Origin of the sequence: Streptomyces sp. NPDC089424 (genome assembly GCF_044749345.1) — a bacterium.
Lineage (GTDB): Bacteria > Actinomycetota > Actinomycetes > Streptomycetales > Streptomycetaceae > Streptomyces.
Map to the genome: position 1 here is coordinate 1,144,480 of NZ_JBIVHU010000002.1, position 21,141 is coordinate 1,165,620.

Genomic DNA, 21,141 nt, shown 5'->3' on the forward strand with positions numbered 1-21,141 from the left:
CCATCGGACCCGCACGGTGCCGCGGGGCGAGCGGGCCCCCTCGGACGGGCCACGCCGATCCGCCCTCATCGCCGGACACCCCAGTCATGTTGAGGGATGGTGGAGTAGGGCTGTCGTGGCGTAAAGAGATGGTTGAGCGCGGGCGGCGAGGGGAGTCGGCACGGGACGGCGTGCCGTGGTGGAAGGCGAAGGCGGTGCGTGCGATGGGACCGACCGGGCCCCCGGTGGACGACGGGGCCGAGCCGGGCAGCGGGCCGGGGCGGCCCAGCGGGCTGCTCGACGTGCTGGGCGTGGCCTCCGTGGTGCTGGACGCCGAAGGCCGCATCGTCCTGTGGAGCCCTCAGGCCGAGGAGCTGTTCGGCTATCCGGCGGGCGAGGCGCTCGGCGCGTACGCCGCCCGGGTGATGGTGCACGAGGAGCACCTCGACCTGGTCAAGAAGCTGTTCACCGACGTCATGGCCACCGGCCGGAGCTGGGCCGGCGCCTTCCCGGTGCGGCGCAAGGACGGCAGCACGCGCCTGGTGGAGTTCCGCAACATGCGACTGCTGGACGACCAGGGCCACGTCTACGCCCTCGGCCTGGCCGCCGACCAGTCGACCGTGCGCCAGCTGGAGCAGGACGTGGCCCTGTCCACGCGGATGATCGCGCAGTCCCCGATCGGGCTGGCCGTCCTGGACACCGGGCTGCGCTACGTGTCCGTGAACGCGGCGCTGGAGAGGATCAACGGCGTCCCGGCCGAGGAGCACATCGGCCGACGGGTCGGCGAGGTGCTGCCGATGCTGGACATGGGTCCGCTGGAGACCGCGTTGCTGCACGTGCTGGAGACCGGGCAGCCGCTGGTCGACCACCCCATGTCGGGCCGCACCCCGGCCGACCCGTACGAGGACCACGCCTGGTCGGTCTCGCTCTACCGCCTGGAGGACGCCCTGGGCACGGTGCTGGGCGTGGCCAAGTCGGTCACCGACGTCACGGAACAGCGCAGGGCCGGTGTCGAGGCGGAGACCGCCCGGCGCCGGCTGGCGCTCATCGCCGACGCCTCGGCCAGGATCGGCACGACGCTGGAGCTGGAGCGCACCGCCAACGAACTGGCCGACGTCGCCGTGCCGGAACTGGCGGACGTGGCCGCCGTGGACCTGCTGGACTCGGTGATCGGCGGCCGGCGCAGCAGTGCCGACCCGTGCGAGCCGGCCGTGATCCGGGCGCTGGCCGTACGGGCGGACAACGCGCCGGAGGCCCTGGAGGCGGCCGACGTCCCGGGACAGGTGGCCCGCTACGGACCGGACCGCCTGGTCACCGAGTGTGTGCGCTCGGCGCGGCCGGTGATGGTCCCGCAGGTCAAGGACGAGGACCTGCCGCGCATCGCCCGCTCCCCGGAGGCCGCCGCCCTGCTGGCCCGCGCCGGTGTCCACTCCTATCTCGCCGTCCCGCTCATCGCGCGCGGCGAGGTGCTCGGCGCCCTCGACCTCAAGCGCATCGACAACCCGCTGCCGTTCAGCGAGGACGACCTGCTGCTCGCCCGTGAACTCGCCGCCCGGGCGGCGGTGCAGATCGACAACGCCCGCTGGTACCAGAACGCCCGCGACACCGCCATCACCCTCCAGCGCAGCCTGCTGCCCACTCATCCGCCGGTCACGGGCGGCCTAGAGGTCGCCTCCCGTTACCAGCCGGCCGGCGCCGCCACCGAGGTCGGCGGTGACTGGTTCGACGTCATCCCCCTGGACGGCGGCAGCACCGCGCTGGTCGTGGGCGACGTGATGGGCAGCGGCATCACGGCCGCGGCGACCATGGGGCGGCTGCGCACCGCCACCAACACGCTGGCCTCGCTGGGCCTGGATCCCGCGGTGCTCCTCGAACACCTCGACCGGATCACCTCGGACCTCGACCACTCCATCGCCACCTGCGTGTACGCCGTGCACGAGCCCCGTGAGGGACGCTGCCTGATCGCCAACGCGGGCCATCTGCCGCCCGTCCACGTGCGCCGCGACGGGGCGCGGGCACTGCTCGACCTGCCGACCGGCGCGCCCCTCGGCGTGGGCGGCGTCGAGTTCACCACCACGGTCTTCACGCTCGACCCCGGCGACGAACTCGTCCTGTACACCGACGGCCTGGTCGAGACCCGCACCCACTCCCTCGACGAGCGCCTGGACACCCTGCTGCGCCTGCTCGACGACCCGGCCCGCCCCCTGGAGGAGGTCTGCGACCTCCTCGTCCGCACCCTGCACCACCCCGACAACCACGACGACGTCGCGGTCCTCATCGCGCGCGCCCAGCCACGGGAGTGACCGGCCGGGTCAGCGGGTGCCGATCACCACGTGGGCGTGCAGTTCCTCCGACACCGCCGGCCGGGCCGTCAGGCCCGCTCGGGTGAGGACGGCCACGGCTTCCGGGGCCTGGCGGCCGCTCGTCTCCGTCAGGAGGCAGCCGCCCGGGGCGAGCCAGTCGCGGGCCCCGGCGGCGACCCTGCGCAGCACGTCCAGTCCGTCGGTGCCGCCGTCGAGGGCGACCGTCGGTTCGTGGTCCCGTGCCTCCGCGGGCAGGAGGCCGACCTCGGCGGTGGGGACGTAGGGGACGTTGGCGGCCAGGATGTCGACGCGGCCCCGCAGTCGACCCGGGAGGGCCGCGTACAGGTCGCCCTGGTGGACGCGGCCGCCGTGCCCGGCGAGGTTGCGCCGGGCGCAGTCCACCGCGGCCGGGTCTATGTCGGCCGCGTGCAGTTCGACCGGGGCGAGGGCCGTGGCCAGGGCGGCGCCCACCGCGCCCGAGCCGCAGCACAGGTCGACGACGAGCGCGGCGTGCGGGGCAGCGTCGAGCGCCTGTTCGACGAGGAACTCGGTGCGGCGGCGCGGGACGAAGACGCCGGGTTCGACGGCGATCCGCAGGCCGCTGAACTCGGCCCAGCCGACGACGAGTTCGAGGGGCAGGCCTTCGGTACGGCGGGCCACCATGGCGGCGAGTTCGGCCGGGCCGCGGGCGGCGCCGAGGATCAACTCCGCCTCGTCCTCGGCGAAGACGCAGCCGGCGGCGCGCAGGGCGGCCACCACGGAGGACGGGGAGGGGGAAAGCGGCAGGGACATGCGGGGCGAGAGCCTTTCGGAAGCCGAAGGGCGCTCTCGCGGTCGACTACTGCCGGTGGCCGGCGCCGACGCGGGAGGAGAGCACCCGATCTGACACAGCGGTGATGGGTCTCACCTCCTCGGTCACGCACGGCTGGGACCGCCCTCAGCCGGACGCCACCCTATCCCACGTCACGAGCGGTCCTCGTCCGGTCTCCGCACACCCCGCCCGCACTACAGTTGTACCGTGCAACGAGATGTGGGAAGGGAGGGCCTCGCCATGGAGAACCCCGCTGCGCCACGCATGGAGGGGCCTGCGGGTCCCGCCGATCCCGCGCAGGTCACAGAGATCGCGGAGATCGCCGTGGAGACGATTCAGCGGGAGCTGACGGCCCTGGCTCGCCGCGCCCGGGCCTCGGCCGGGCGGATGCACCCCGAACTGTCGCTGGTCTCGTACACGCTGCTGGGGCATCTGGAGGAGCGGGACGGACTCCGGGCCACCGACCTCGCCGCGCACTGCGCGCTGGACAAGTCGACCGTCAGCCGGCAGGTGGCCGCGCTGGAACAGGCCGGGCTGATCGGGCGCCGCCAGGACCCGGAGGACCACCGCGTGCAGGTGCTGGACCTGACCGACGCGGGCCGGCGGATCCTCGCGCAGGTCACGGTGAGCCGCCGGGCGGTCGTCCGGAAGCGGCTGACGGACTGGCCGGAGGAGGACCTGCGGCGGTTCGCCGGATATCTGGAGCGCTACAACGCGGCTGCCGCGGGCGGCTGAGGGGACGGCACCACGGACCCCTTACGGTGGTACGCGTACGCACTGATCAGGCTCTGTCCGCGGGGCCGCCGCGCGGCGGTCTGGAGGCACCACCCGCATGAACGTCACCCGAGGCTTCACCGGGCGTCCCCGTGTCGACAATCCGGGCCTGCCGCCCGGGCAGTACGACGCGGGCGACGACTGGCCCGTCCTGTCCGCCGAGGTCACCCCCGACCTCGCGCCCGCCGACTGGACCTTCCGGGTCGACGGCCTGGTGGCCGAGCCCCGGGCCTGGGACTGGGCACAGGCGCACGCGCTGCCCGCGTCGGCCTACGAGGGCGACATCCACTGCGTGACCGGCTGGTCGAAGTTCGGGGTGCGTTTCGGGGGCGTCTCGCTGGACGCCTTCCTGGAACAGGCGGGCCCGCTCCCGGACGCCACCCACGCCGTCGCCTACGCGCACACCGGGTACACCGCGAACCTCCCGCTCACCGACCTCACCGGCGGCCGGGCCTGGATCGTATGGGAGTACGACGGCCGCCCGCTCGCGCCGGAGCACGGGGGCCCGGCGCGGCTGATCGTGCCGCATCTGTACTTCTGGAAGAGCGCCAAGTGGATCGCCGGCATCCGCCTGCTCGGCCACGACGAGCCCGGCTTCTGGGAGCAGAACGGCTACCACGCGCGCGGCAACCCGTGGGAGGAGCAGCGGTACTCCGGTGACTGACACCTTCACTGCCCCGACCCGGTTCGCCGTGCCCGGCCGGATCGCCGTGGGAGAGGGCACCGCCGGTCGCTGGCAGACCGCCACGCTCACCGAGGTCCGCCGGGAGACCCCGCGCGCTGCCACCTTCCGGTTCGCGGTGCCCGACTGGGCCGGGCATCTGCCCGGCCAGCACCTGATGCTCCGGCTGACCGCCGCCGACGGCTACGTCGCGCAGCGCCACTACTCGATCGCGTCCGCGCCGGACGGCTCCGGGCACATCGAGCTGACCTTGGACCACGTCGAGGACGGTGAGGTGTCCGGCTGGTTCCACGGTGAGGCCCGGCCCGGCGACCGCGTCGAGGTGCGGGGCCCGCTGAGCGGCTTCTTCGCCTGGCCGGGCGACCGCGCCGCACTGCTCGTCGGCGCCGGGTCCGGTGTCGTACCGCTGATGTCGATGGTCCGCCACCACCGGGCGCGGGGCCTGTCCGTGCCGCTGCGGCTGCTGGTGTCCGCGCGCGGGCCCGGCGAGCTCATCTACGCGCGGGAGTACGGGGCCGAGACCACGCCCGTCTTCACCCGGACGGCCCCGCCGGGCGCACCGGTGGGCCGGCTCGCCGCGGCACACGTGGCGCCGCTCCTGGAGGCCGCGCCTCCCGGCGGGTGGGAGGCCTATGTGTGCGGGTCCAACGCCTTCGCCGAGCACGCGTCCCGCCTGCTCACCGCCGCGGGCCAGCCGGTGGACCGGATCCGGATCGAACGCTTCGGCTGACGATCCCGCCTTCTCGCGGCCCCCCTCTCGATGCAGGAAGTGCCTGTGACGGGGTACGACATTCATGTGGCACTCGCACGCATGCGTGGACCCGAGGGCGGCGGTGCCGCTCCCCGGCTCCGGTGACGGCGAGGAGGCGGAGATGCGAACCCGGGTGCGTGGCTGGCGCTGGCGGCGCAATTCGCTGCGGCGCAGGTCGGACGTCATAGAGGCATGGACGGTGGTGGCCGTCGCCCTCCTGATCCTCGTGGGCGCGCCGCTGGTCGGCGTGCTGACGGGCTGGTGGGCGTACGGCCAGGCGCGGCGTACCGTGGTCGCGCAGACGGAGGACCGGCGGCACGTCCGGGCGGAGGTCGTCGGCAGAACACCCGACGCGCTGCCGTCGGCGGAGGCCGGCCGGGAGTACACGTACCGCGCGACGGTGCGCTGGACCGAGCCCGGTGAGGGGCCTCGTACGGGCACGGCCCGGGTCCCGGCGGGGACACGGCCCGGGGAGACGGTCGACGTGTGGTTCGACGGGCGGGGCCGCAGCGTGCCGCCGCCCCCGAGCGCGACGACCGTCTGGCAGCACTCCCTGACCCTGGGCATCTGCGCGACCGCCGGCTCGGCCGGGGTGGTGCTGCTGGGCAACATGGCCGTCCGGCGGGCGGCGAACCGGCACCGGATGGCCGAGTGGGAGCGCGCCTGGGCGCGCAAGGAACCGGAGTGGACGCGCCGGCGGGCCTGAGGCCCGGTCCCTGGCGACAACCCGTCGGAACGTGTCGTCAATGCCCCTGTGGGGTCGCCGGAGGCGGTTCTAGCGTGTGACCGGTCCACGCGCGCGGACGCCCCCGTCACCTCACCAGGAACAGGCACTTCCCATGACCTACGTCCTGCCGGTCGTCATCGGCGTCGGCTACGCGCTCCTCATGTCCCTCGTCCGCGAACCGCACCGGCGCCGCCTCAACGCGATCATGGTCGCCGGCGCGGGGGCCGCCTACCTCAGCGGGGGCGGCCTGGGCGGCTGGGAGTTCGCCTTCACCGCTCTCGTCACCTACTGCGCCTTCCGCGGGCTGGAGTCCTGGACCTGGATCGGCGTCGCCTGGCTGCTGCACACCGTCTGGGACGCCGTGCATCACCTCAAGGGCAACCCGATCATCCCGTTCGCCCACGACTCCTCGCTCGGCTGCGCGATCTGCGACCCGGTCATCGCCCTGTGGTGCCTGGCCGGCGGTCCCACCGCGCGCGAGCTGTTCCGGCGCAGGCACGGGCGGGCGGCCGGGCCCGGCGCGCGCCCTGGCGAGTGGCCGGACCCCGCGCGTACGGTGTGATCACCGACGCCGTCCGCACCCTAGGTGGTCCTGCATGGCCCTGTTCGACCTCCCCCTCGACGAGCTCCGTGAGTACCGCGGTTCGGCCACCGAACCCGAGGATTTCGACGCCTTCTGGTCCAAGACCCTCCAGGAGGCACGCGAGCACGACCTGGACGCCCGGTTCGAGCCCGTCGACGCGGGCCTGGAGACCGTGCAGGTGTTCGACGTGACGTTCGCCGGGTTCGGCGGCCACCCGGTGAAAGGCTGGCTGCTGCTGCCCGCCGGCGCGACGGCGCCCCTGCCGCTGGTGGTCGAGTTCGTCGGGTACGGGGGCGGGCGCGGGCTGCCCCACGAGCATCTGCTGTGGGCGTCCACGGGCCGCGCGCACTTCGTGATGGACACCCGGGGCCAGGGCAGCGCCTGGGGCGGCGGTGGCGGCACCCCGGACCCGGTCGGCGGCGCTCCGGCGTATCCCGGTTTCATGACCCGGGGCATCGACGCGCCCGAGAACTACTACTACCGCCGGGTCTTCACGGACGCGGTGCGGGCCGTCGAGGCGGCCCGCTCGCATCCGCTCACCGACCCGGCCAGGACCGTCGCGCTCGGTGCCAGCCAGGGCGGCGGCATCAGCATCGCCGTCGGCGGTCTGGTCCCGGACCTGGTGGCGGTCGCGCCGGACGTGCCGTTCTTGTGCGACTACCCGCGCGCGACCACGCTGACGGACCGTCACCCCTACCGTGAGATCGGCCTCTACCTCAAGACGCACCGTGGCCGCGCGCAGGACGCGCTGCGCACGCTGTCCTACTTCGACGGGGTGCACTTCGCCGCGCGCGGCCGGGCCCCCGCCCTCTTCTCGGCGGCGCTGGAGGACCAGACGTGCCCGCCCTCGACGGTCTTCGCGGCGTTCAACGCCTGGGCGCACCCGGACAAGGCGATCGAGGAGTACGACTTCAACGACCACGAAGGCGGCGGCCCGTTCCAGGCCGCCGCCCGGATGCGCTGGCTGCGCTCGTACGCCTGAGGGGCCGGGGTGGGGACCACGGAGACACGTCAGGCCGCCGAGCGGTTCGTCCGCGCATGGGAGCGGGGCTGGGCCGCGCACGACGTGGACACGCTGCTCGCGCTGTACGCCGAGGACTGCGTCCACCGCTCCATGCCGTTTCGCGAGCCGCACCGGGGGCGCGCCGAACTGGGCGAGTATCTGCGCTGGTCGTTCGCGCAGGAGCGGGTGACCGACGTGCGGTTCGCCTCGCCGGTGGTGGGCCCGGACGGGGTGGCGGTGGCCGAGTTCCGGGTGCTGTCGCAGGAGGGAGGCCGGCACGCCACTCTCGCCGGCTGTGTCTTCGTCCGGTTCGGCGCCGACGGGCTGGCGGTCGAGACTCGGGACTACTGGCACACCGCCGACGGCCACCAGGAACCGACCGGCCCGCTGTTCTTCACCTGAGCCGCGTCCCGGCGGGTGACCCGCTCGTCGGGTGACCCGCTCGTCGGGCGCCGCGCCCTTCCGCGCAGTCCGACCAGTCGGTACGTTCGGGTGGCCCGGTCCGCAGGGTCGTGGACCGGGCTTCCCACGGACCACGGAGGCCGCATGTCCGAGCGCGAGCCACAGATCCACGGCCACTGCGACGCCCGCTTCGCGGCGGTGCGTGCGGCGTTCGAGGAGAACTTCCGGGAGCGGGAGGAACTGGGCGCCGCCGTCACCGTGGTCGCCGACGGTGTGACCGTGGTCGATCTGTGGGGCGGCTGGGCCGACCCGGCCCGCACCCGGCCCTGGGAGCGCGACACGCTCGTCAACGTGTGGTCGACGTCCAAGGGCCCGGTGGCGCTGTGCGCGCACATCCTCGCCGACCGGGGGCTGCTGGACCTGGACGCGCCGGTCGCCGCGTACTGGCCCGAGTTCGCCGCGGCCGGCAAGGAGAAGGTGCTCGTACGCCATCTGCTCTCCCACCGTGCCGGCCTGTCCGGCCTGCGCGAACCGCACTCGTTCGCCGAGCTGTGCGACTGGGAGGTGACGACACGCCGGCTCGCGGCGACGGAGCCGTGGTGGGAGCCGGGGACGCGCTCGGGGTATCACGCGCTGACCTACGGCCATCTGGTCGGGGAGGTCGTCCGCCGGGTCTCGGGGCTGCGGCCGGGCGCGTTCCTGGCACGGGAGGTGACCGGGCCGCTCGGCATCGACTTCGGCATCGGGCTGCCGGTACGGGAGGCCGGCCGAGCGGCGGAGCTGACGCACCGCCGGGTCGCGCCGAGCAGCGAACAGGCGGCGATCTTCAGCCAGTTGTCGCCCGCCGCGCTCGCCGCGCTGACCAACCCCGCGGTGGGCGCGGCCGAGGCCAACACGCCCGCGTGGCGGGCCGCCGAGATCCCCGCGGCGGGCGGCCACGGCACCGCGCGGGCGGTGGCCGCCCTGTACGGGATATTCGCGGGCCGCGGGATGCACGACGGGCGTCGCGTGCTGTCCCCCGACGCCGCCGAGCGGGTGCGGGAGGGGCAGGGCAGCTGCCGTGACCTGGTGCTGGGCGCCGGTTTCCCGCAGGAGACCGAGATCGGCCTCGGGCTGTGGCTGAGCGGACCGAACGGCTCGTACGGGCCCAATCCGCGCGCCGTGGGGCATGACGGATTCGGCGGCTCCGCCGGGCTCGCCGATCCCGAGGCGGGCGTGTCGCTCGGCTATGTGATGAACCGCATGGGACCGCACATCGCCGACGACCCCCGCAAGACGGCGCTGGTGAACGCGGTGTACGACGCCCTGTGACCGGCTCGCGCGCCCTGCCGCGGCCGGTTCCCGCCCAGCCTGTTTCGGCCGAACCGCCGGGCCGGTCTTCCCTGGTGGTTTAGACCAATGCTAATTCTGGTGGCGCAATGAGCCCGCACGGCTACGGCACGTCACCAACAGGAGGGCGCGGCATGGCCCGCACCACCACCCCGCACGACCGCCCGCACACCGACGAACAGCCCCGGTACTGGCGGGTGGCGACGGAGTTGCTCGGCGAACTACGCGACGGCACCGTCCGACCCGGGGAACGGCTGCCGGGCGAACGGCAGTTGGCGGAGCACTTCGGGGTCAGCAGAGAGACCGTACGACAGGCGCTGGAGGTGCTGCGCCGGGACGGCCTGGTCACCACCGACCGGCGCGGCAGTCACGCCACCCTGCCCGGCCCACCGGTCGAGCACTCGACCTCGGCCGCCTTCCCGATCGGCGTCCGGCCCGGCCCCGACGAGCGTGCCGTCGACCGGGCGACCGTCACCTGGGAGACGCCCCCGGCGGCGCACGCGGCGGCGCTGCGGCTCGCGCCGGACCGCCCGACCCTGATGCACCGCTACGAATCCGCCCGCGCCGACGGACGCGGCCTGCGCAGCGCCGTCACCTCCTTCTCGGACGTGGCCCTGACCGAGGTGGTGGAGCTGGGCCGCTACCGCGACCGCGCCGACGGCACCTCGGCGGCCCAACTGCGCCGCGCCTACGACTGGATGCGCACCGCGGGGCTGACCCTGCACCACCGCGACGCCATCACCCGCCTCCCCGACAGCACCTCGGTCCGGGTGACCCGCCTGGTGCACGACCAGCACGAGCGGCCGCTGGAGTTCACCGAGCTCGTCGTGGACGCCCAACGGGACGCGCTGGTCTACGAGTTCACCCTGCCGGCAGCGGTCTGACCCGGCAGCCGCCCCAGGGACTCCTCCCCGGGCGCGTGCTCACCCGAGGCGCCGGGCGACGACCATGCGCACCCGCGGGCTTCCGTCCCGCCGCAGCCCGAAGTCGGGCAGCGGGTGCAGATCCACCCGGAACCCGGCGCCTTCCAGCTCCCGCAGCAGACGCCCGAACCGCACGGCCCGGTAGTACATGACGAACGGGGGCCGCCACAGCGCGTTGCGGACCCGCATCACCAGGTCGAAGCCCAGCAGCATGCCGTTCACGACCGAGACCGTCCGGGGCGGGCCCACGACCGGGAAGGCGAAGCATCCGCCCGGCCGCAGCACGGAGCGGACCTGCCCGAAGAGCACCGGCAGTTCTTCCGGCAGGAAGTGCCCGAACGCCCCGAAGCTCACCGCGAGGTCGAAGGAGGGGCGGAACGGCAGGGCGCGGGCGTCCGCCCGCACGAAGGACACCCGGGGCGCACCGGACGGGACGCGCTCCCGGGCGATCGCGAGCATGCCCGCGCTGAAGTCGACCCCGGTGACGCTCCCCTCGCACACCTGCCGCAGCACGACGGCACCCGCGCCGGTACCGCAGCACACGTCGAGCCCGTCCTCGAAGGGCCCGATCCGCCGCAGCGCCGCGGCGACGGCGTCCAGCACCGAGTCCGGCGTACGGAAGGGCGTGTGGTCGAACTTCGGCGCGAGCAGGTCGTAGCCGCGCTCGACCGACGACAGCGCCTGGACGGCGAGTTCACGCAGGCTGGGGCCTTGGGGGCTGAACATCGGCCTCAGCTTAGTCCCACCCGGCCGGTCGCACCCGGCGATGACGGCGGCATCCGTGACCCGGCCGTCGGGGACAGCGGACCCTCCGGGCCGCGGTGGCGTGCGTCACAGCGCGCACGTCCGCCGAGTGGTACAGTGACGTAAGCACTTGTGTACGCCCCGTCGTGGCGCCGGTGCCAGTTCCTTCCTCAGCCCGCGCAAGCATCGCCGTTCCCGGCCGGTGCAGCGGCTTTCCGCACCACCTCATCGGCGGACCCCCGTGTCCGCGGCCGAGGTGCTGTTCCAGCCGCCCGGAGGCCTTTCCGTACGCCTCGTCCGCGGCCCCTCCCCCTTCCCTTCCTCATGTCCGCCTGCGTCGCAGGCCCCCGAGTCCGTGAGAGGACCGACCCCATGACCACCACACTCGAACACCCTCCCCTCCAGCAGCAGGCCCCGGCGTCCCGGACCGTGACCGGTGTCCTCGACGTCGACGCGGGCGGCAAGGGGCACCTGCGCGGGCTCGACTGCCTGCCCACACCCGCCGATCCCCAGGTACCGGCGGCCCTGATCCGCACGTACGGACTCCGCAAGGGCGACCTCGTCGAGGCCGTCAGCGGCCCCCGGCGTACCGTGACCGAGGTCGGACTCGTCGGCGGCGAGACGCCCGGACGGCTCCGGGACCGCCGCCACTTCCGCGACCTGACACCCCTGCACCCGCGCACCCGGCTCCGCCTCGAACACCCGGCGTCCGGCCTCACGGGGCGCGTCGCCGACCTGATCTCGCCCGTCGGCAAGGGGCAGCGCGGACTGATCGTCGCCCCGCCCAAGACCGGCAAGACCGTGCTGCTCCAGCAGCTCGCGGCCGCCGTCGCGGGCAACCACCCCGAATGCCGGCTGATGGTCGTCCTGCTCGACGAGCGCCCCGAGGAGGTCACCGACATGCGGCGCTCGGTGCGGGGCGAGGTGTACGCCTCGACCTTCGACCGGACGCCCAAGCAGCACATCGCGCTCGCCGAGCTGGTGATCGAACGGGCCAAGCGACTCGTGGAGGCCGGTGAGGACGTGGTGATCCTGCTCGATTCGCTGACCCGGCTGTGCCGGGCGCACAACAACGCGGCGGCCTCCGGCGGCCGTACCCTCTCCGGCGGGGTGGACGCGGCGGCGCTGCAGGGGCCCAAGCGGTTCTTCGGTGCCGCGCGCCTGGCCGAGGAGGGCGGTTCGCTGACCGTCCTGGCCACCGCCCTGGTCGAGACCGGGTCGCGGGCCGACGACTTCTTCTTCGAGGAGCTCAAGGGCACCGGCAACATGGAGATCCGGCTGAGCCGCGAACTCGCCTCGCGCCGTGTCTTCCCCGCCGTCGACATCGCCGGCTCCGGCACCCGCCGCGAGGAACTGCTGCTGTCCCCGGCCGAGTTGGCCGCCGTGCACGGGCTGCGCCGGGCGCTGCGAAACCGTGACGGCGAGAGCGGCCCTGAGACGCTGCTGGAGCGGATGCGCCAGAGCCCGGACAACGCGACCTTCCTGCGCCGGATCCAGCCGACGCTGCCGGCCAGGCCGTAGAGCCCAGCGGTGCAAGCGGCGGCCGCCGTGGGAACCGCGTCGCGGCAGGCCGTGGAGGGCCGCCGCCTGCCGGGCGACGCGCCACGCCGGGCCCCCGTGCGGCATCCGGGTGCACGCAGGCACCGCTCGGCCCGGCCAGCACCGATCGAGGCCGGTCCGTTCCTAGGTTGATCGTATGACGATCGGATTCTCTACTCGGGCGGCCGTCTCGACCTGCGGTCTCTGCCTGGCCGGTGCCCTGACCCTCGCGCCTGTCGCCGCGGCCGCTCCGGCCGGCGCCGACCCCGCGACGCCGGGTTCGCCCCGCGGGGCGGCACCGGCGCCGGCGGTGCTCCACCGCCACGGCACCCAGGTGCGCCCCCGGCCGGGCGCGCCGGAGGTCCCGGACGTCTCCGCGCTGTCGTGGCTGGTGGCCGACGCCAAGACCGGCGAGGTGCTGGCCGCGCGGGACGCGCACCGCAAGCTGCCGCCCGCCAGCACCCTCAAGACCCTGTTCGCACTCACCGTGCTGCCCGTGCTGCCCGGCGGCATCCAGCACCGGGTCACGTACGGCGAACTGGCGGACGTCGGTGAGGGCAGCAGCCTCGTCGGTGTCAGCGAGGGGCACTCGTACCGCATCTCCGACCTGTGGCGCGGGGTGTTCCTCAGCTCGGGCAACGACGCCGTGCACGTGCTGGCCGGGCTCAACGGCGGCTGGCACGTCACCTCACGGCAGATGGAGGCCAAGGCGCGCGTCCTCGGCGCCCGCGACACGCGGGTCCTGTCACCCGACGGCTACGACGCGCACGGCCAGGTGTCCTCGGCCTACGACCTGGCCGTCTTCGGCAGGGAGGGGCTGCGCAACGCGGAGTTCGCCCAGTACTGCGCCACCGTGGAGGCCAAGTTCCCCGGGGAGGACGGCCGGCCGTACGACATCCGCAACACCAACCGGCTGCTGACCGGCGACGACGGCGTGCGCCGCTACCCGGGCCTGATCGGTGTCAAGAACGGCTACACCAGCGACGCCGGGAACACGCTCGTCGCCGCGGCCAGGCGCAACGGGCGCACCCTCGTCGTGACGGTGATGAACCCTCAGTCGGGTGTCCCCTTCGACGTCTACGAGGAGGCCCGGTCGCTGCTCGACTGGGGCTTCGGCGCCGCCGACCGGGTGGACCCGGTCGGTTCGCTGGACGCCCTGCGCGGCAAACCCGGCGCCGAGGCCGGTCCGGACCCGGTGGCCGCCGCGGTCACGCCGGATTCCGAGCCCGGCTGGCCGGAGACGGCGGCCATCGCCGTGGCCGCCTGTCTGGGCGCGGCCGCCGCCGCACTGGTCCTGCGGCTCAAGGTGTTCCACGTCGAGGACTGACCTACCGGCAGCCCCAGCAGCAGCCCGAGGGTGATCCAGGCGTAGGCGTTGCTTCCGAGGAACCCGTCGACGCCGGACGCGTCGTCGTACCACAGCCACACCAGGCTGGTGCACATGACCGCGTACAGCACGGCCGCGAGCCGTGGGCGGCCGGCGCGGACCAGCAGCACGAAGGCGGGCAGCAGCCAGACGAGGTGGTGCACCCAGGTGATCGGGCTGACCAGACACGCCGTCAGGCCGGTGAGGGCGAACGCGGCGTACCAGTCGCCGGCGGCCACCGCCTTGCGGGCGCGCCACACCCACACGCCGAGCACCAGCAGCACGGTGACCGCCCAGACCGCGCGGCTCTCGATGTCCAGCCGGGCCAGGATGCCCTGCAGGGACTGGTTGGAGACGTAGTCCAGCCGGCCCACCCGGGTGGTGTCCCACATGGCCTGCGTCCAGTAGAAGCGCGACCCCTCGGGGGTCACCAGGGCCGCGAGACCGGTCGCCCCGGCGGCCACGCCGGTCGCGACGGCGGCGGCGCGCCGGCGTCCGGCGAGCAGCAGCAGGCCGATGAAGAGGGCGGGCGTGAGCTTGACGGCCGCGGCGAGACCGATGCCGATGCCGGCCCAGCGGCCTCGCCCGGTGGCGAGCAGCCAGGCGTCCACCAGGACCAGGGCCAGCAGCAGTACGTTGACCTGCCCGAAGCTGAAGGTGTCCCGCAGCGGTTCGTACAGCGCGAGGGCGCAGGCGGCCAGGGCGCAGCCGTACCAGCCGTGCCGGCGCCAGGCGCGGCCGGTCAGCACGCGCATCGTCACGGCCAGGGCCGCCAGGTTCAGCAGCAGCGCGAGCACGATCGCGGTCCCCATCCCGACCAGGGCCATGGGCAGCATCGCGACGGCGGCGAACGGCGGGTAGGTGAACCCGTACATCGTGCCCGGCACCCGGTAGTCGTAGAGTCGGCCGCCGTCGTGGATCCAGTGGTGGATGGCCCCGTGGTAGACGCGCAGGTCGAACCAGTCGCGCAGCAGCGGCACGGTCGCGGTGAAGAAGGTCAGGGCGGCGGCGAGGAGCACCACGAGCAGCAGCCGCCCGCGGTCGGTGCGAGGAGTTCTCATGCGGTACGCCCCAGAACCGGGGCCTGCGCGGCCTGATGGGCCTGCCACAGCACGACCACGGCGAGCACGCCGCCGGAGACGGCCAGCATCAGCTGCCCGAGGTCGGCGGGGCCGCCGCTCGGCAGGACGCCGAGCGCGAGCACGCCGGTGACCGCCGCGACCCGGTGCCGTACCGAGGTGTCGGGCGCCGCGGCGGCGATGAGGAACAACCCCCACAGCGCGTACCAGGGCCGGATCGCCGGGCCGAAGGCGGCCACCGCCGCCAGGCTGAGGCCGAGCGCGTACACCGGACGCGGGCGCAGCCGCACCCATATGACGAGCAGCACGGTCGCCGTGATCAGCAGGCCGATCGTGTGCCAGACGGGCACGGCGAGCGGTGCGAGGTCGCTGCCGAGCCGCTCCAGCAGGGCGCCGGTGGCGCGGCCGAGCAGGCTGGTCAGGGCCCAGTTGTGCGGGGAGACGGGGGTGTTGAGGGCGGCGATCCAGCCGTATCCCGTACCGGCGACCGCGGTCGCGGCGACCGTCGTCGCGGCCGCCGCGGCGACGGTCGTCAGCACGGCTCGCACGGCACTGCGGCCCGCGCGCATCTGGAGGACGACGATCGCGGCGAGCCCGAGCGCGGCGGGCGCCTTGACGAGCGCGGCGAGGGTGACGAGGACGGCGCCGAGGACGGGCCGGCGGCCCAGCGCGGCGACCAGGCCGACGCCGAGCAGGCCGAGCATCATGGCGTCGTTGTGCGCGCCGGCCACCAGGTGCAGCAGGACCAGCGGGTTGAGGGCGCCGAGCCACAGCGCGGCGGCCGGGTCGGCGCCGCTGTGCCGGGCGAGGCGGGGCAGGGCGGCGGCCATCAGGGCCACGCCCAGGAGCGCCAGCAGCCGCATGCCCATGAGGCCGGCCGGGATCTCGCCGCGGGTCAGTCCGGACAGGGCGGAGGCGGCGGCGAGGAACACCGGGCCGTAGGGAGCGGCGGTGTGCCGCCACACCGGGGAGACCTCGTCGGCGAGCGGGCCGCCGAGCTGGGAGGGGCCGTGGGTGTAGACGTCGATCTGCGCGTCGACCATGGCGCCCTGCGCGAGGTAGCTGTAGACGTCCCGGCTGAACAGCGGCGGCGCCAGCAGCAGCGGGGCGGCCCAGAGCGCGAGGACCAGCAACAGGGAGCGGGGCGTGGGTGGTTCGGGGCCGCGCAGCAGCCTGCCGAGCAGGGCCCAGGCCGCTATCAGCAGGACGACGCCGAAGTAGACGCCGACCAGTCCGAGCGCGGCGCCGGCCGAGGACGGCGACAGCAGATCGCGGACCGGGAGGGCTCCGGCCGTCTCACCGCCCAACGCGAGAAAGGCGGAGCCGGCCAGACCCAGCATCTGGCAGCGGCGGAGATCGACGGAGGAAGCCATGGCCAACACTCGGTCAGCCTGTCAACACCGGGTGGCCGGAAAACGACGCGCCGCCCTCGCGGGGTTAACCTGCGCATGACCTCCGCGTGATCAGGAGACCGACACTCCGGTGAGCGCGGTGAAACGGTCCAGGGCAGCGCCCCCGGCCACCGAGACGCCGCACTCGTCGACACCCGGGCTCCGCAAGCTCGACGCTCCCTTCGCCCGACCCGCCTCTGCCGGCCAGACCGACGCGACAGACGAAGTCGCCGGCCGCGTCGACCTGACTGCAACTCAGCGGCCGCGAGGCGAAAGCAGCGCCCCTCGGCCCGAGCCGTTCGGCGAACGATCCAGCGCCCGCGTCGGGCGCACCCCCCGCCCCGCCGCGGCTCGCCCCCTGCTGCGACTCAGCGGCGGCGAGCCGAACTGGCGCGCCCCTCAGGCCTGAGTCGCGAGCGGCGACGCGGCCAGCGCTCGCGTTGGGCGAACCGCACCCACCCGGCTTGCCTCCGCCCAGCAGCGGCTCCTGACTTACTGCGAGCCAACGGCCACGAGCCGAAGCAGCGCCCCTAGGCCCGAGCCGCAACCGGCGAACGGTCCAGCGCCCGCGCGGCCGCGCCCCCGCCCAGCAGCGGCTCGCGCCCTACAGAGGCCCAGCGGCCGCGAGCCGCACCCGCGCCCCTCAGGCCTGAGTCGCGAGCGGCGACGGGGCCAGCGCTCGGGCTGGGCGTACGGCACCCACCGGCTTGCCTCCGCCGAGCAGTGGCTCGCCCGCGAACTGCGTGAGCAGGTCGGGGTCCACGCCGGCGCGGGCCAGTGCGGCGGCGGTCACCGGGACCCGTGCCCTGCTCGCGCCGTCGGAGATCTTCACGGCGACGGCACGGCCGTCGGGGAGCGCCGCGACCTGCACGCCCTCGTAGCCGTCCTTGGCGAGCAGCCCGGGCACCGCCCGCATCAGGGCCGCGACGTCCCGACCGGAGCCGGAGGCCATCTCGGCGTGCTCACGCATCGCGTCCGCGACCCGCGACCCGGGGGTGCCGGGCGCCGCGGTGAGGATCCGGGAGGCGGCGCGGGCCAGGCCGTGCAGGGAGACGGAGAACAGCGGCGCGCCGCAGCCGTCGACGGTCACCTGGGCGACGCGCTGACCGGTGAGTTCCTCCACGGTCTCGGCGACGGCCTGCTGAAGGGGGTGGGCGGGGTCGAGGTAGTCGTCGAGGGACCAGCCGTTGAGCTTGGCCGTCCAGAGCATGGCGGCGTGCTTGCCGGAGCAGTTCTGGGCGAGCCGGGACGGCGTGCGCCCCTCGCGCACCCAGGCGTCCCGCACCCCCGGGTCGAGCGGCATGTCGGGCACGTTGCGCAGATCGCTCTCCGCGAGTCCGGCCAGTTCCAGGACGCGCAGCGTGCCGGCGAGATGACGGTCCTCGCCGGAGTGGCTGGCGGCGGCCAGGGAGAGCAGCGCGCCGTCGAGCGGAAGCCCCGCCCGCACCATGGCCACGGCCTGGACGGGCTTGAGCGCCGAGCGCGGGTAGAACGCCGCCTCGATGTCGCCGAGCCGGAACGCGACCTCGCCGTCCGCTCCGAGGACGACGACGGACCCGTAGTGGACGCCCTCCACGACCCCGCCCCGTACGAGGTGGGCGACGGGGGCGTGACGGGGCTCCCGCACCGGGGGTGCCTCCTCGGCGGAGTCGCCGTGCGTCACCGATCCGTCCGCCCGCACCGCGGGGTCGAGGTCGACAGTCTCGGGGGTCATCGGTCGGTCCCGCCTTCCTTGGGGAGGTCCGTGCGCGCGGGGCGCACGATGTCGGTGAGGGTGGTCTCGACCCGGTCGAGGTGGTGGGACATCGCCTCGGCCGCGTCCTGCTCGATTCCTTCGGCCAGCGCCTCGACGATGGCCCGGTGCTCGCGGTCGGACTGCTCACGCCGTCCGCCGAGCTCGTTGAGGAACGCCGACTGGCGGGCCAGCGCGTCCCGAATCTCCTCGATGACCCGGCGGAACACCGGGTTCTGCGCGGCCTCGGCCACGGTCAGGTGGAAGAGGGTGTCCATCGCGACCCACGCGGTGGTGTCCGTCTCCCGCTCCATGCGGTCCAGGAGGTGGTGGAGACGGTCGAGGTCGTCGGGGGTGCGGCGCAGCGCCGCGTACCCGGCGACCGGGATCTCCACGTGGCGCCGCACCTCCAGCAGGTCGCTGGCCGAGTAGTCGCCGAAGGTGGGGTCCTCGACACTGTCGGCGACGACGAAGGTGCCCTTGCCGGTCTTGGCGACCGTCAGCCCCATCGCCTGCAGGGCACGGAGCGCTTCGCGCAGCACGGGCCGGGAGACCTCCAGCTTGCGGCAGAGCTCGGCCTCGGAGGGGAGCTTGTCGCCGATCGCGTACTCACGCCGCTCGATGGCACCGCGGAGGTGGGTGAGCACCGCTTCCATCGCGCTCACGCGCCGCGGGCCCGTACCGGCTGTCTGGCTGTCTGACAGGTTCACGGGAGCGATGGTCCGGGCCACCCGTGGCCCGTGTCAAGCGGGGCCGAGCGGCCCCCACGTGCACAAACCCCCGCGGCGGCGGTGGTGCTACCTCCACCCCGCCTCGGGGGGCCGACGCCATTCTGCTGCCCGGAACTCCTTCACATACTGAAGCGCATGACGCAACCAGTGGTGCTTCCGAGAAACTCTTCCCCACGCGAGGAAAGGGACGACCGACGCGAGGGAAGCGACTTCTCCGAACTCGCCCGCCGTATGAACGAGGCCGGACTTCTGCGCCGCCGGCCGCTTTATTACACCGTGCGCTTCACCGCCGTGGGCCTCGCTCTCGCGGGCGGTGTCGGGGCTTTCCTGCTGGTCGGGAACAGCTGGGGTCAGCTGATCGTGGCCGTGTTTCTCGCCGTGGTCTTCGGCCAGCTCGGGCTCGCGGCCCACGATCTCGCCCACCGGCAGGTCTTCACCCGTCGCCGGCCCAGCGAGGCGGGCGGACTGCTGGTCGCCGACCTGCTGCTCGGCATGAGCTACGGCTGGTGGATGAACAAGCACACCCGGCACCACGCGAACCCGAACCACGAGGGCAAGGACCCGGACGTCTCGCCCGACATCCTGGTGTGGTCCAGGCGCCAGGCGCGAAAAGCGAAAGGGCTGCCCCGTTTCATAGGGAAGCATCAGGCGGCGCTCTTCTTTCCGCTGCTCACCCTGGAAGGGCTGAATCTGAGTTTCAGCAGTTTCAAGGCGCTGCGGAATCCTTCGGTGAAACGGCCGGTCCTGGAAGGGTCGCTGCTCGTCGCCCATTTCGCGGTCTATTTCGGCGCCCTGTTCACCGTCCTCTCCCCCGCCAAGGCGCTCGTGTTCCTCGCGGTCCACCAAGGCCTGTTCGGTGTCTACCTGGGCTCGGTCTTCGCCCCCAACCACAAGGGGATGCCGATGATCGAGGAGGGGACGCGACTGGACTTCCTGCGCCGTCAGGTGCTCACCTCGCGCAACGTCCGGGGCGGCGCGCTCGTCGACGCCTTCATGGGCGGGCTCAACTACCAGATCGAGCACCACCTCTTCCCCAGCATGCCGACGCCCGCGCTCGCCAAGGCCCAGATCATCACCGAGCGGTACTGCGCCGAGCTGGGCATCCCCTATCACCAGACGGGTCTGCCGGCCTCGCACCGGGAGGCTCTGCGTCATCTCCGCAGCGTCGGGGAGCCGCTGCGCCGGGCTGGCGGCTGAGACCTCGCCGGAGGGGGCGGAGGTCCTTCGCCCCCGTTCCGCCTCCCGTCCTTCACGACCACAGGGCCTCGCCGAGGGCGGCTCCCGCGAACGCCGCGACGAGGCCCACGACCACGCTGCCCACGACGTTGAGCGCGGCGGAGCGCCTCGCCCCCGTCTCGGCCAGCCGCAGGGTTTCGTACGAGAAGGTCGAGTACGTCGTCAGCGCCCCGCACAGGCCGGTGCCGAGCAGCAACTGAAGGTGGGAGCCGGCGGCGCCGGCGACGGCCGCGCCCGTCAGCAGACCGAGGACCGCGCAGCCGAAGACGTTGACCACGAAGGTGCCCCAGGGGAAGGCGGAGCCGTGCCGGGACCGCACCGCCCGGTCGGTGAGGTAGCGCAGCGGGGCGCCGACCATGGCGCCCGCGACGACCAGTAGCCAGTTCACGAGCCCTGCCCGGCCTTCCCGCCCTGGTCCCCCTGGCCGTCGGACCCAACCGCCCGCCCCAGGAGACGGCGGGTCGCGGCCGTCGCGGCCCACACCGCGGCCAGCGCCGCGACGACCGTCGCCGCCAGATAGGCCACGGCGGTCGCCGGGTGGCCGGAGTCCGCCAGCCGCTCGATGTCCACCGCGTAGGTCGAGAAGGTGGTGAAGCCGCCCAGCACCCCGGTGCCGAAGAAGGGGCGGAGCAGACGGTGCGGCGACCGGAACTCGGTGACGAGCACCATGAACACGCCGATCACCGCGCAGCCGACGGCATTGACCCAGAACGTCGACCAGGGGAATCCGCCCGGGTGCGGGGGCCACCACAGGACCGCCGCGTACCGGGCCACCGCGCCGATCGCACCGCCGACGGCGACGACCGCGACGACAGGCACCTGGCCGCGCAGACCGGTCCCGCGCGGCGCTCGCGCGTGACCGGGAAGGCTCTCGGCATCGGGGGTTGTCATGCCGGACGTCTCCTCCTCGCCGGGGCCCGGGCACGCGGCGCCCGCTCTCGCGAAGTGGGACCGTCGACGGCGCCGACGCCGCGCCTCGGGTGCGGCGGGCCGCTCCGCCGCGTCGCGCGCACAGGGCGGAGTCAGGCTAACTCCGCGGCCGCGCCACCGTCACTT

At 74.0% G+C, this 21,141-nt stretch carries 20 protein-coding genes and 2 pseudogenes; 13 read left to right on the top strand and 9 right to left on the bottom strand.

Going from position 1 to position 21,141, the window contains the following annotated elements:
- Positions 1–203 precede the first annotated feature (203 nt).
- Entirely contained in the window at positions 204–2,282 is a 2,079-nt protein-coding gene (locus ACIP2X_RS12770) for a SpoIIE family protein phosphatase (protein ID WP_401671236.1), read from the top strand.
- Positions 2,283–2,291: 9 nt separating this feature from the next.
- Here ACIP2X_RS12770 and ACIP2X_RS12775 read toward each other — a convergent pair whose 3' ends face one another.
- A complete protein-coding gene (locus ACIP2X_RS12775; RefSeq protein ID WP_401671238.1) occupies positions 2,292–3,074 on the bottom strand; it encodes a putative protein N(5)-glutamine methyltransferase in 783 nt (260 codons plus the stop codon).
- A gap of 283 nt (positions 3,075–3,357) precedes the next feature.
- Between ACIP2X_RS12775 and ACIP2X_RS12780 the strand changes: the two genes are divergently transcribed.
- The 9 genes from ACIP2X_RS12780 (at position 3,358) to ACIP2X_RS12820 (ending at position 10,228) form a co-directional block, all read left to right on the top strand.
- Positions 3,358–3,828, top strand: a complete 471-nt coding sequence (locus ACIP2X_RS12780) for a MarR family winged helix-turn-helix transcriptional regulator (RefSeq protein WP_401672330.1) — start codon at positions 3,358–3,360, stop codon at positions 3,826–3,828.
- A 97-nt stretch (positions 3,829–3,925) separates the two neighbouring features.
- On the top strand, positions 3,926–4,531 hold the full coding sequence (locus tag ACIP2X_RS12785) for a sulfite oxidase-like oxidoreductase (RefSeq protein ID WP_401671240.1): 606 nt from the start codon (positions 3,926–3,928) through the stop codon (positions 4,529–4,531).
- Positions 4,524–5,279: a ferredoxin reductase gene (locus ACIP2X_RS12790; protein ID WP_401671243.1), complete on the top strand. Its 756-nt coding sequence runs from the start codon at positions 4,524–4,526 to the stop codon at positions 5,277–5,279. The genes ACIP2X_RS12785 and ACIP2X_RS12790 overlap by 8 nt, the downstream gene beginning before the upstream one ends.
- A 142-nt stretch (positions 5,280–5,421) precedes the next feature.
- The gene (locus ACIP2X_RS12795) at positions 5,422–6,006 is read left to right on the top strand and encodes a hypothetical protein (protein WP_401671244.1); all 585 of its coding nucleotides are present in this window, start codon (positions 5,422–5,424) and stop codon (positions 6,004–6,006) included.
- A gap of 133 nt (positions 6,007–6,139) precedes the next feature.
- The gene (locus ACIP2X_RS12800; protein WP_401671246.1) at positions 6,140–6,589 is read left to right on the top strand and encodes a DUF6010 family protein; all 450 of its coding nucleotides are present in this window, start codon (positions 6,140–6,142) and stop codon (positions 6,587–6,589) included.
- Positions 6,590–6,623: 34 nt separating this feature from the next.
- Complete coding sequence (locus ACIP2X_RS12805; RefSeq protein ID WP_401671249.1) at positions 6,624–7,592, top strand: acetylxylan esterase; 969 nt, start codon at positions 6,624–6,626, stop codon at positions 7,590–7,592.
- A gap of 9 nt (positions 7,593–7,601) precedes the next feature.
- Positions 7,602–8,015 (top strand): nuclear transport factor 2 family protein, encoded by a 414-nt coding sequence (locus ACIP2X_RS12810; RefSeq protein ID WP_401671251.1) that lies wholly within the window; start codon positions 7,602–7,604, stop codon positions 8,013–8,015.
- 144 nt (positions 8,016–8,159) lie between these two features.
- Complete coding sequence (locus ACIP2X_RS12815; RefSeq protein ID WP_401671254.1) at positions 8,160–9,326, top strand: serine hydrolase domain-containing protein; 1,167 nt, start codon at positions 8,160–8,162, stop codon at positions 9,324–9,326.
- Positions 9,327–9,478: 152 nt separating this feature from the next.
- On the top strand, positions 9,479–10,228 hold the full coding sequence (locus tag ACIP2X_RS12820; protein WP_401671256.1) for a winged helix-turn-helix domain-containing protein: 750 nt from the start codon (positions 9,479–9,481) through the stop codon (positions 10,226–10,228).
- 39 nt (positions 10,229–10,267) lie between these two features.
- Here ACIP2X_RS12820 and ACIP2X_RS12825 read toward each other — a convergent pair whose 3' ends face one another.
- Entirely contained in the window at positions 10,268–10,993 is a 726-nt protein-coding gene (locus ACIP2X_RS12825) for a class I SAM-dependent methyltransferase (protein WP_401671258.1), read from the bottom strand.
- Between the two features lie 342 nt (positions 10,994–11,335).
- Here ACIP2X_RS12825 and rho point away from each other — a divergent pair, with 342 nt between their 5' ends.
- Both rho and ACIP2X_RS12835 read left to right on the top strand, forming a co-directional pair.
- The gene (rho, locus tag ACIP2X_RS12830) at positions 11,336–12,532 is read left to right on the top strand and encodes a transcription termination factor Rho (RefSeq protein WP_401671260.1); all 1,197 of its coding nucleotides are present in this window, start codon (positions 11,336–11,338) and stop codon (positions 12,530–12,532) included.
- A gap of 175 nt (positions 12,533–12,707) precedes the next feature.
- Positions 12,708–13,592, top strand: a pseudogene (locus ACIP2X_RS12835) (D-alanyl-D-alanine carboxypeptidase family protein); the annotation flags it as partial.
- Between the two features lie 35 nt (positions 13,593–13,627).
- On the opposite strand, the gene ACIP2X_RS12840 reads toward ACIP2X_RS12835, so the two are convergent.
- The 5 genes and pseudogenes from ACIP2X_RS12840 to ACIP2X_RS12860 all read right to left on the bottom strand — a co-directional run bounded on the left by ACIP2X_RS12840 (position 13,628) and on the right by ACIP2X_RS12860 (position 18,774).
- A complete protein-coding gene (locus ACIP2X_RS12840) occupies positions 13,628–14,977 on the bottom strand; it encodes a glycosyltransferase 87 family protein (protein ID WP_401671263.1) in 1,350 nt (449 codons plus the stop codon).
- A complete protein-coding gene (mptB, locus tag ACIP2X_RS12845) occupies positions 14,974–16,368 on the bottom strand; it encodes a polyprenol phosphomannose-dependent alpha 1,6 mannosyltransferase MptB (protein WP_401671265.1) in 1,395 nt (464 codons plus the stop codon). Before mptB ends, ACIP2X_RS12840 begins: the two co-directional genes overlap by 4 nt.
- A 90-nt stretch (positions 16,369–16,458) precedes the next feature.
- Positions 16,459–16,645 (bottom strand): annotated as a pseudogene (locus ACIP2X_RS12850) (glutaminase); the annotation flags it as partial.
- A 384-nt stretch (positions 16,646–17,029) separates the two neighbouring features.
- Positions 17,030–18,100 carry an asparaginase gene (locus ACIP2X_RS12855; protein WP_401671268.1) on the bottom strand — a complete coding sequence of 357 codons (1,071 nt, stop codon included), beginning with the start codon at positions 18,098–18,100 and terminating at the stop codon, positions 17,030–17,032.
- A complete protein-coding gene (locus tag ACIP2X_RS12860; protein ID WP_401672333.1) occupies positions 18,097–18,774 on the bottom strand; it encodes a FadR/GntR family transcriptional regulator in 678 nt (225 codons plus the stop codon). The genes ACIP2X_RS12855 and ACIP2X_RS12860 overlap by 4 nt, the downstream gene beginning before the upstream one ends.
- Before the next feature lie 210 nt (positions 18,775–18,984).
- Between ACIP2X_RS12860 and ACIP2X_RS12865 the strand changes: the two genes are divergently transcribed.
- Positions 18,985–20,046 (top strand): fatty acid desaturase family protein, encoded by a 1,062-nt coding sequence (locus tag ACIP2X_RS12865; protein ID WP_401671271.1) that lies wholly within the window; start codon positions 18,985–18,987, stop codon positions 20,044–20,046.
- 52 nt (positions 20,047–20,098) lie between these two features.
- Here ACIP2X_RS12865 and crcB (ACIP2X_RS12870) read toward each other — a convergent pair whose 3' ends face one another.
- Together crcB (ACIP2X_RS12870) and crcB (ACIP2X_RS12875) are read right to left on the bottom strand one after the other, a co-directional pair.
- Positions 20,099–20,473: a fluoride efflux transporter CrcB gene (crcB, locus tag ACIP2X_RS12870; protein WP_401671273.1), complete on the bottom strand. Its 375-nt coding sequence runs from the start codon at positions 20,471–20,473 to the stop codon at positions 20,099–20,101.
- Positions 20,470–20,976, bottom strand: coding sequence for a fluoride efflux transporter CrcB (gene crcB / locus ACIP2X_RS12875; RefSeq protein WP_401671276.1), 507 nt, complete (start codon positions 20,974–20,976; stop codon positions 20,470–20,472). Before crcB (ACIP2X_RS12875) ends, crcB (ACIP2X_RS12870) begins: the two co-directional genes overlap by 4 nt.
- Between the last annotated feature and the right edge of the window lie 165 nt (positions 20,977–21,141).

What these genes read in the sequence shown, in the direction of transcription:
- ACIP2X_RS12770 (WP_401671236.1), top strand. Translation starts at nt 204, where the DNA reads ATGGGACCGACCGGGCCCCCGGTGGACGACGGGGCCGAGCCGGGCAGC.
- ACIP2X_RS12775 (WP_401671238.1), bottom strand. Translation starts at nt 3,074, where the DNA reads ATGTCCCTGCCGCTTTCCCCCTCCCCGTCCTCCGTGGTGGCCGCCCTG.
- ACIP2X_RS12780 (WP_401672330.1), top strand. Translation starts at nt 3,358, where the DNA reads ATGGAGGGGCCTGCGGGTCCCGCCGATCCCGCGCAGGTCACAGAGATC.
- ACIP2X_RS12785 (WP_401671240.1), top strand. Translation starts at nt 3,926, where the DNA reads ATGAACGTCACCCGAGGCTTCACCGGGCGTCCCCGTGTCGACAATCCG.
- ACIP2X_RS12795 (WP_401671244.1), top strand. Translation starts at nt 5,422, where the DNA reads ATGCGAACCCGGGTGCGTGGCTGGCGCTGGCGGCGCAATTCGCTGCGG.
- ACIP2X_RS12800 (WP_401671246.1), top strand. Translation starts at nt 6,140, where the DNA reads ATGACCTACGTCCTGCCGGTCGTCATCGGCGTCGGCTACGCGCTCCTC.
- ACIP2X_RS12805 (WP_401671249.1), top strand. Translation starts at nt 6,624, where the DNA reads ATGGCCCTGTTCGACCTCCCCCTCGACGAGCTCCGTGAGTACCGCGGT.
- ACIP2X_RS12815 (WP_401671254.1), top strand. Translation starts at nt 8,160, where the DNA reads ATGTCCGAGCGCGAGCCACAGATCCACGGCCACTGCGACGCCCGCTTC.
- ACIP2X_RS12820 (WP_401671256.1), top strand. Translation starts at nt 9,479, where the DNA reads ATGGCCCGCACCACCACCCCGCACGACCGCCCGCACACCGACGAACAG.
- ACIP2X_RS12825 (WP_401671258.1), bottom strand. Translation starts at nt 10,993, where the DNA reads ATGTTCAGCCCCCAAGGCCCCAGCCTGCGTGAACTCGCCGTCCAGGCG.
- rho (WP_401671260.1), top strand. Translation starts at nt 11,336, where the DNA reads ATGTCCGCCTGCGTCGCAGGCCCCCGAGTCCGTGAGAGGACCGACCCC.
- ACIP2X_RS12840 (WP_401671263.1), bottom strand. Translation starts at nt 14,977, where the DNA reads ATGAGAACTCCTCGCACCGACCGCGGGCGGCTGCTGCTCGTGGTGCTC.
- mptB (WP_401671265.1), bottom strand. Translation starts at nt 16,368, where the DNA reads ATGGCTTCCTCCGTCGATCTCCGCCGCTGCCAGATGCTGGGTCTGGCC.
- ACIP2X_RS12855 (WP_401671268.1), bottom strand. Translation starts at nt 18,100, where the DNA reads ATGACCCCCGAGACTGTCGACCTCGACCCCGCGGTGCGGGCGGACGGA.
- ACIP2X_RS12860 (WP_401672333.1), bottom strand. Translation starts at nt 18,774, where the DNA reads ATGGAAGCGGTGCTCACCCACCTCCGCGGTGCCATCGAGCGGCGTGAG.
- ACIP2X_RS12865 (WP_401671271.1), top strand. Translation starts at nt 18,985, where the DNA reads ATGACGCAACCAGTGGTGCTTCCGAGAAACTCTTCCCCACGCGAGGAA.
- crcB (WP_401671276.1), bottom strand. Translation starts at nt 20,976, where the DNA reads ATGACAACCCCCGATGCCGAGAGCCTTCCCGGTCACGCGCGAGCGCCG.